Origin of the sequence: Dokdonella sp., from assembly GCF_039926425.1 — a bacterium.
In the GTDB taxonomy this organism is placed as follows: Bacteria; Pseudomonadota; Gammaproteobacteria; order Xanthomonadales; family Rhodanobacteraceae; genus Dokdonella_A.
In genome coordinates this window covers 1-8,387 of record NZ_JBDSWZ010000103.1, presented here as the reverse complement: position 1 = coordinate 8,387, position 8,387 = coordinate 1, and the positions used below count along the sequence as shown (strand labels likewise).

The following is an 8,387-nucleotide window of genomic DNA, read 5'->3' as shown; positions in this document are numbered from 1 at the left end:
TGACGGTGATCGTCGGCGGAATCAGTGCAGGCGATACTTCGAGAGTCGCGGTTGCGCTCGCGTCGAACACGGTTGGATCGGTGACGACCCAGCTGATCGCGTCGGGCGATGTGAGACTCGGTGCATTGAACGAGTACTGGTTGCCGATCGACGCATCGATGTTCTGCAACGCGATCGTCGCGCTGCCGCCGTTGTCCCAGTCGCTGTTGGCCGGGTCGCCGAACGCGGTGTTGCCGTACTGGAATGCGAGAGAGCCGTCCTCGCCGAGCAGCACTTCGAAATCGACGGGTGCACCGCCGGTTTGCTGGAAGTGTGTGCGCCGCCACTGGACGACGACCTGACGATGTGGCGCCGTTCCGATTGCCTGCCACCAGACGCCGCCGCTCGAATCAGCCATGTCGTCCCAGAACGGCAGGATCAGCGGGCCGCCCATGAAGATGTCGGGCTCATACGGAATCGGATCGTTGAAGGCGAAGCTGGCACCATTGAGCGTGCCGAGGACGAGCGTGCCGTTGTTGCCGATCGTCACGAGGTCCGACGTGGTGTCATACAGGGTGAACGCAAACGGCAACGTGACGCCAGTGGCCGCATCGTCCGCAAGCATCAGGGACGCGCCCGTCCCGCTGATGTCGACGAAGGCCGGGGTGACGGGCTGGGCGGCGTAGCCGGGAGCGAGGTCCTGCGCGGTCCAGGTTGCGGTGTACGTGCTCGCATCGGCGCGCGCGGCAACGATCCGGTTGAACTGGTAGCTCGTGCCGGCCGCGACATCGTGGTGCAGCAGGCTGAAGATGGCGCCGTCGACGCTGTCGATCAGCGAGTGATAGGACAACGTCATCGTCGAGGTGTTCGTCACCGTGTAGCAGAAGTTGACCGCATCGCCCACGCGCACCGCGAGGGTCGTCGACGTGCCGCACGTGTCGGGCTGGCCATCGTCGGCGGCGAGGCCGACGTGAAGGGAGAGACCAGCGTTGCCCGACGGACTGGCCGCCGCGTGGAGCACCTGCGCCGCCGGTACATGCTCGGACGCCGAGGCGATCGGCAGAGCGGCGAGGACGGCGAAGGTCAACGATCCCGCCAGCACCCTGCGGATGGACGACGTTGCGGCAGCAGCGAATGAAACACGTTTCATCGGGGACGGATCCTCAAGGCTTGCGAAGGGACAGGACACGGCGTGCAGGTCGATGCTCCGACCGCGCGACAGTGGCGCGGATCAGCGTAGCGCCGGCGCCGCCGGAGACGTCAAACCGTCATCAACGCGCGATGACAGAGTCATGACATCGGGCGAACCTGCGCCATCGACGGGCTGTGGGTCGCATCAATCGGGTGTCAGTGCAGCGGTGTCAGCACATGCGCCCTCTGCCCGGCAAGTTGCGGAATACGTGCCTGGAGCGTTTCGGCGGAACGCCGGTCGCCGACCTGTTCATGGAACTTCACCATCGCCCGGGCGGCGGCGTAGTCCTTGTCGGCAAACAGCGCCAGACGCCCGGCGACGCGCTTCGCGTCCTCCATCCGGCGACCGCTCAACAGATACAGCAGGTACGGCGACCCTGCTGCGACGATCTGGTCCGGCCGGTTGATCCCGAGCGCGCTGGCGAGTGCAGAGTCAAAGTGCGCGTCGGCAGCTCCGGTGTCGCCGGTCGCGGCAGCAATGCGCGCCGCGCTGAGAGCAATCACGAATGACCGGTCGGCGTCTTCGGGCTGCGCACCCGCGTCCTGCAGTCGCTTGAGCAGATGGATGGCGAGGCGAGTGTCACCGGCGCCAAGAGCGGCATCGACGAGCAGGTCGACGGTCCCGGAGAGCCGCTCATCGCCGCTCGGCGCGCCCGGAGTCATCAACGAATCGATCAGAGCGTCCGCTCCGACGATCGCCTCGGAGTAGCGCCCCTGTTCCGCCAGCCACTGCCGCCGCAGCACCACGAACTCCGGTGGCGCGTCGATCCCTGCATCGAACCGGTCGAGCAGACGCCCGGCTTCGTCGAGTCGTCCGTTGACCAGCAACGCCAGCAGTTGCGAATAGGCGATCGCACGCACGGTCATCTCGTTGCCGATCCGCGGCGTCATCTGCCACGCCTGAGCGCTGGTGGCGAGCGCGTCGTCGAAATCGAGCATCATCCGCTGCGTGTCGGATTTCGCGGACAACGTCGATGCCATGTGATCCTGCACGCCGAAGCGCGCAAACACCGCGATGGCGCGGTCGAATGCGGCGATCGCTTCGGCGAAGCGACCGCGCCGCGATTCGGCCATTGCCTCGTTGCCATCCACGCTCGCCTCGCCGGGAAGATTGCCAGCGCGACGCCATTCGATGCGCGCGAGGCCAAAGCCCGCCATCGCCGTGTCGAATCGACCGCTTTTTTCGTCGATGACGGCGCTCAGCATGTGGGCACGGCCGAGCAGCATCGGATCCGGGTGATCGGCGAGGGCGGCGAGCGAATCGCGGCACAGTTGACCCGCGGATGCCAGATCATTGCGCTGGAACGCGAGTGTGCACAGTCCGTAGCGTGCCCGTGCAAGCACATCGGGCGGAACGTTCTCCGCGTTGTCCGCCAACGTCGCGAAACCTCTCTGCGCGGGCTCCTCGCGGCCGGCGCGCTCGTCGATCTCCGCGCCACGCACGACGATGGCCGGATCCTTTTGCAGATCGAGCGGCGCCGATTCAATGGTTTCGGCGGCCTGCTCGAGATCACCATCGAGAAATGCGGCGTCGATGCGCTGCTGCAATTCGATCAGCGTCGGGCGCTGCAGCGGCTCAGCCGGATCTCCGATCCCGCTCCGCACGAAGAACTCGCCAAGCGCGACGTCCGCGGCCTGCAGCGGAGTGTCGGCCACACCACGGAACGTCGTCGTCTTCTCGGCGTCCTGCACGTCGAGCACGAACGACCAGCTGCCTGCTTCGTGCGAAATGCGCGATGCGATGATCCGCGACGCACCGACATCGCGTGCGAGACGAGAGCGCTCTGCCGGATCGGCCAGCACCGCGGCGCTGCGATCGCCGATGAATGCGATGGTCTGCTCGGTTGGAAGCACCGGAACGTGTGCACGCTCGCGCACGCGCGACGCGAGATAGTCCATGGCTCCGAAGCGCAGCCAGCGGGATCGCGGATCCGCGTCGGAGACGGCGACCGGCAGCACGAGCACCAGATCCGGAGGCACCACGACGGCAGTCGGCATCGCGTCGCGGCGGCGGTCGATGACGACCAGCGCAACGGCAACGCCGAGTGCGAGAAGTGCAAGCAGCAGGATGGCAGGGTAGCGACGGGAAGCATGAGACGGCGGCGTGCTGGACGACCGCGCCTCCGGCGCCGCTTGCACGACGTCGACGTCTGGCTTCGCGGGCGATACCGTCGGCACCGCTTCGACCACGTCGATCGGCTTGACCCAGTGGTATCCGAAGCGCGGAACCGTACGAATGGCGCCTTGCACGTCGCCGGTATCGCCGATCGCGCGTCGCGCGCGAGCGAGGGTCTGCCCGAGCAGTGCGTCACTGACGTCGGCGCGGCCCCACACCGCACTGATCAGCTCGTCGCGCCCGACCGCGCGATCGCGATGCTCGATCAGGTAGACGAGGCAGTCGAACGACTTCAGAGGAAGTGCGACGGGCCGATTGCCTTCGCGCAGTTCACGCGCGAGCGCGTCCAGTTCGAAGGGGGCGAAACGATAGTGCCGTGAAGCCATGGAGTGACGAGTGCCATCCGCATTGTCGAACCCGTGTCCAGCCCTGCTGCGGAGGCGGGAACCGGCAGCGAAGCCAGATCCGGGACTGTACCGGACTGTGGCTGCAGGGTGGAGCCATTCGCACTGCGGTCGCGCCTGGGACGCCTACTCGCGCGCTGCCAGTCGAAGGCCTCGCGGCGTCAACCAGCGCTCCGCCGCCTCGAACACGCCCTGCACCAGCAGTGCAAGCACGGCTGCAGGCACCGCGCCTTCGAGGATGAGGCCGAGGTCGTCGAGGCGGATGCCGGTGATGATCGGCTGGCCGTAGCCACCTGCTCCGATCAGCGCACCCAGGGTTGCGGTACCGACGTTGATCACCGCCGCAGTCTTGATGCCGGCGAGGATTGAACGCGTCGCGAGCGGCAGTTCGATCCGCCGCAGTCGCACATGCGGCGGCAAGCCAAGTGCCGCAGCGGACTCGCGCAGTTCGGGAGCGATGCCGACCAGGCCGGCGTGTGTGTTGCGCACGATCGGCAGCAGGCTGTAGAAAAACAACGCGGCGACAGCGGGCGCCGCACCGATGCCGAACAGCGGAATCATGAAGACAAACATTGCGAGCGACGGGACGGTCTGCAGGATGCCGGTGGCCGCGATGACGAGCTGCCCGAGCCGCCGCCTCCGCGCCGCGAAAACGCCGAGCGGCAGTGCCACCAGGATCGCCAGCGACAGCGACACACCGACCAGCACCAGGTGCTCGAGCGTGCGCTGCATGATTCGCTGAAAACGACCGCCATCGGTGGCCGACGGCTGTGCAAGACCGAGAAAAGCGGCGGCAACCGCTCGCTCGGAGCGTCGCGTCAGCGTGACCTCTGCGTTCATCGCACGCATCGCGTCGACGTCGATGCGTCCCGCGAGCGCGTCGATCGTTGCCTTCAATGCGGGCGTGTCACGCAACGCCTGCAGTCGGTAGACGAGCACCGCCTGATAGCCGGGAAAGTAATGCCGATCGTCCTGGAGCACGCGCAGGTGACGGTAGGGAATCTGGGCGTCGGTGGTGTAAAGGTCCACCACGTCGACCGCATCGTCTGCCAGCGCGCGATAAGCAAGATCGTGATCCATCCCGCGTACCGTTTGCGGCAGTGCGTATGCGCGTTTCAAACCGGGCCAGCCGTCCTCACGATCGACAAATTCGCTCGACAGGCCGAAGCGCAGATCGGGACGACGGCGCAAGTCGGAGATCGTGGCGATCGAGTCGCGCGCCGCGACATCCTCGCGCATGCCGAGCGCATAGCCGTCCTCGAATCCGAGCGATTCGCTGACGCCGATGCCCTTCGGCTCCAGCGCTCGCCGGATCGTCGCAAGGTCTGCGTTCGGATCGATTCCCGGCACCAGTTCGCGTGTCAGCGTTCCGGTGTATTCGGGATACAGATCAATGCTGCCCTCTTCCAGCGCACGCCACAGGATGCGCGTGCCGCCGAGTGCCTGCCGATGGTCAACCGACACGCCGTCGCGCTGTGCTTGCGCGCGGACGATCTCGGCGAGCACGATCGATTCGGTGAAATTCTTCGATCCGACCTGCACGGGCGCTGCGTCGGCGAATGACAGCGCCATGAAACCGCAGAGCGCGGCAATCACCCGCGGCGCGCTCATCGCGTCCTCCCGGGCAGCTGACGCTGCGCTGCGATGAATTGACTGACAAACGGATCCGCCGGTCGCTCCATGAAATCGTCGACGCACCCATCCTGCACGACTCGGCCGTCACGCAGCAGGATCAGCCTGGACGCCAGAAATGCCGCTTCCGCAACGTCGTGCGTCACCAGCACGACGGTCTTGTCGAGCGAACGAAAGATCTCCGCGAGTTCGTCCTGCAACTCGTGGCGCACGATCGGATCGAGCGCGCAAAACGGCTCGTCCAGCAACAGTGCCGGAGGATCGAGCATGAGTGCGCGCATCAGGGCAACGCGCTGGCGCTGGCCGCCGGAGAGTTCGGCTGGAAAACGGCGCAACGCATCGCTCGGAAAATGCGTCAGCGACGCGAGGAAGTCCGCCCGTTCGTCGATGCGCGCGTCGCTCCAGCCGAGCATGTGCGGCAGCAGCGCAAGGTTGTCGCGCACGCCGAGATGCGGGAACAGGCCGCCGTCCTGGATCACGTAGCCGATGCGTCGGCGCACGGCGAGCACGTCCGACGCTTGAAGAGGAACGTCGTCGATGCGCACTTCTCCCACATCGGGCAATTCGAGCCCCAGCAGCAACCGCAACAGCGTCGACTTGCCCGATCCGCTGCTGCCGATCACTGCACTGACCGACCCGGTCGGGAACGCCAGACTGACTGCGTCAATCGCCGCGCGGTCGCCGTGACGCAAGGTCACATTGTCGAGTTCAAACATGCCCTGCCTGTCGCCGTGCGCGCGAATCGCGTTGCCTCTTGTAGCGTGCCGCGACGCGCACGTCGACTGGGGAGGCATGCGGGCCGGACGGCGATGCGCATCTTCGACGATGGTCTCGCGCGGATCGGATGGAGTCGATTTGCCTGCGAGCGCAGACGAACCCCGCCCATCGCCGGGTCGATCGATGCGAGGGTCGCCCGTGTGCTTCGGCAGACTCCGCTGGTCGACGGCCACAACGATCTGCATATCCACGACCACGCGTGTCGGGACGGATGTCCGCGTGGTCATGACGCGTATGACATCGGTGCTCGCGTGAAGGCCACACCGGCCTGCCACGCTGGAAACTGGGTGGTGTCGGTGCGCAGTTGCCCAATGCGGGTTGGCTCGATTCGGAGCCCGGTCTCGACGGCACACTCAAGGGTCTCGATTTCACGCGCGACATGGCCACTCGCTATCCGGATCGGGTGGCGATGGCGCGAACGTCCGAAGAGATCCGCGCCATCCACCGCTCGGGTCGCCTCGCGGTCCTGATCGCGCTGGAAGATCCGGATCGAATCAGCGTCGATGAAGCAACAATCAGGCGCCTCGCAGCGGAAGGCCTGCGCTCGGACATCCTCGCCTACAGCGAACCCACCGCGCTTGCCGACGGACATGCGGGACCCGCGCGGTTCGGCGGTCTTTCGCCGCAAGGCGCGAAAACCGTGCGCTGGATGCAGGAGAACGCGATCCTTGTCGACCTCTCGCACGCATCAGCCGACACCGCGCGCGACGTGCTCGACCAGGCGATCGCGCCAGTGATCTTCAGTCATTCCTCCGCGGCTGCGCTCTGCGATGTTTCGCGCAATGTGCCCGACGATGTACTGCGGCGCCTGACCGCCAATGGCGGCGTCGTCATGGTCTCCTTCGTGCCGGAATTCACGCGCAAGGAATTTGCCGACTGGTACGACGCCGGCGGCGTTTTCGCAACCGGTGTGCTCGCGAAGAACGGTGGCGATCGCGAAGCGTCCCGGCCCGCCATGGATGCGTGGGAAGCGGCAAACCCGCAGCCCTCCGTCACAGTCGCGGATGTCGCCGATCACATCGAGCACGTGCGCAACATTGCCGGAATCGACCATGTCGGCTTGGGCAGCGATTTCGACGGCATCGATTTCACCGTGACCGGTCTCGAGGACGTTTCCAAATTCCCGAACCTGCTCAAGGAACTCGCCGGTCGTGGCTGGAGTGATGCCGACTTGCGCAAGGTCGCCGGCGAAAATTTCCTGCGCGTGCTCGACCAGGCTGATGCGGTGGCGAGGACGTTCACCTCATCGTCAAACGTGGATCGTCCGAAGCGCTGATCGACTCGACTTCATCAAAATCATCGCTGAAGATCGAATCCGGTGGACGAACGGGCAACGATCCTGGACGGCGTTCCCAGTCTTCGCCTACACGCACGGTCGAACGACGCTTCGCGGCGCCGAAGTGAACATGGGCTTCAGAAGCGTGAATTGGCGCACAGTCGCGATCGGCTGCAGTCGAGGTCATCGTCGACGCAAGAAGCCCTATCATGCGGCTCAAATATTCAGGAGTTGTCATGCGATCGATTGTCTGCGCGGTGCTGCTTGCCCTCACCTCCACGCCGGTGCTTGCCGGAGAAAACATCATGCTTGTGCTTGATGCATCGGGCTCGATGTGGGGCCAGATCGCCGGCAAGACCAAGGTGGAGATCGCGCGCGCAACTGTCGCCGACGTCCTCGGCAGCTGGAAGTCCGACAACACGATCGGGCTGGTCGCCTACGGACATCGTCGCAAGGGTGACTGCAACGACATCGAAACGTTGATCCAACCCGGTCCGCTGAACCGCACGGCATTTCTTTCCACGGTCAACAATCTCAATGCAAAGGGAATGACCCCGCTGTCGGCCGCCGTCAGGCATGCGGCCGAAGCGCTCAAATCGAGCGAACAAAAGGCCACCGTGATCCTCGTGTCCGACGGCGAGGAAACGTGCAACCTCGATCCTTGCGCGGTCGGCGCCGAGCTCGAAAAGAGTGGCGTCGATTTCACCGCGCACGTGATTGGCTTCGATGTCGGCGATCCGAAACACCAGGCACAGTTGCGTTGCCTTGCAGAGAACACCGGGGGTCGCTACTTCAACGCGCGCAATGCCGAGGAACTCGGTGCGGCAATCGCCGGCGCAGTCACTGCGAGCACCGAACCACCACCGCCGGCCGCCAGCGCGACTGTCGCCGCACAGGGCGCGATGGCGATCGCGAGTGAAGTCGTCGTGGCGTGGAGCGGCCCGGCGGATCAAGGCGACTACGTGACGTTCGTGCCCGTTGGCGCGAAGGACAGCAGCTATCTCGACTACGC

General features: G+C 65.5%; 6 protein-coding genes and 1 pseudogene. 2 read left to right on the top strand and 5 right to left on the bottom strand.

Annotated features, from left to right (window positions below; all coding sequences use genetic code 11):
• The 4 genes from ABIV12_RS06790 to ABIV12_RS06775 form a co-directional block, all read right to left on the bottom strand.
• Positions 1 to 1,129: hypothetical protein (locus tag ABIV12_RS06790; protein WP_348057569.1), on the bottom strand; the 1,129-nt coding region annotated here is incomplete at its 3' end.
• A gap of 197 nt (positions 1,130 to 1,326) precedes the next feature.
• The gene (locus tag ABIV12_RS06785; protein WP_348057567.1) at positions 1,327 to 3,672 is read right to left on the bottom strand and encodes a winged helix-turn-helix domain-containing protein; all 2,346 of its coding nucleotides are present in this window, start codon (positions 3,670 to 3,672) and stop codon (positions 1,327 to 1,329) included.
• Between the two features lie 144 nt (positions 3,673 to 3,816).
• Complete coding sequence (locus ABIV12_RS06780; RefSeq protein WP_348057565.1) at positions 3,817 to 5,301, bottom strand: glycine betaine ABC transporter substrate-binding protein; 1,485 nt, start codon at positions 5,299 to 5,301, stop codon at positions 3,817 to 3,819.
• Positions 5,298 to 6,038 carry an ATP-binding cassette domain-containing protein gene (locus tag ABIV12_RS06775; RefSeq protein WP_348057563.1) on the bottom strand — a complete coding sequence of 247 codons (741 nt, stop codon included), beginning with the start codon at positions 6,036 to 6,038 and terminating at the stop codon, positions 5,298 to 5,300. The genes ABIV12_RS06780 and ABIV12_RS06775 overlap by 4 nt, the downstream gene beginning before the upstream one ends.
• A 323-nt stretch (positions 6,039 to 6,361) precedes the next feature.
• Between ABIV12_RS06775 and ABIV12_RS06770 the strand changes: the two are divergent.
• A pseudogene (locus tag ABIV12_RS06770) lies at positions 6,362 to 7,375 on the top strand (membrane dipeptidase); the annotation flags it as partial.
• Here the strand turns inward: ABIV12_RS06770 and ABIV12_RS06765 are convergent.
• Positions 7,338 to 7,613 carry a hypothetical protein gene (locus ABIV12_RS06765; RefSeq protein ID WP_348057561.1) on the bottom strand — a complete coding sequence of 92 codons (276 nt, stop codon included), beginning with the start codon at positions 7,611 to 7,613 and terminating at the stop codon, positions 7,338 to 7,340. The pseudogene ABIV12_RS06770 and the gene ABIV12_RS06765 sit on opposite strands and share 38 nt — an antisense overlap.
• Here ABIV12_RS06765 and ABIV12_RS06760 point away from each other — a divergent pair.
• A partial coding sequence (locus ABIV12_RS06760) for a VWA domain-containing protein (protein ID WP_348057559.1) occupies positions 7,612 to 8,387 on the top strand: 776 nt, incomplete at its 3' end. The genes ABIV12_RS06765 and ABIV12_RS06760 overlap by 2 nt on opposite strands.

What these genes read in the sequence shown, in the direction of transcription:
- ABIV12_RS06785 (WP_348057567.1), bottom strand. Translation starts at nt 3,672, where the DNA reads ATGGCTTCACGGCACTATCGTTTCGCCCCCTTCGAACTGGACGCGCTC.
- ABIV12_RS06775 (WP_348057563.1), bottom strand. Translation starts at nt 6,038, where the DNA reads ATGTTTGAACTCGACAATGTGACCTTGCGTCACGGCGACCGCGCGGCG.
- ABIV12_RS06780 (WP_348057565.1), bottom strand. Translation starts at nt 5,301, where the DNA reads ATGAGCGCGCCGCGGGTGATTGCCGCGCTCTGCGGTTTCATGGCGCTG.
- ABIV12_RS06765 (WP_348057561.1), bottom strand. Translation starts at nt 7,613, where the DNA reads ATGACAACTCCTGAATATTTGAGCCGCATGATAGGGCTTCTTGCGTCG.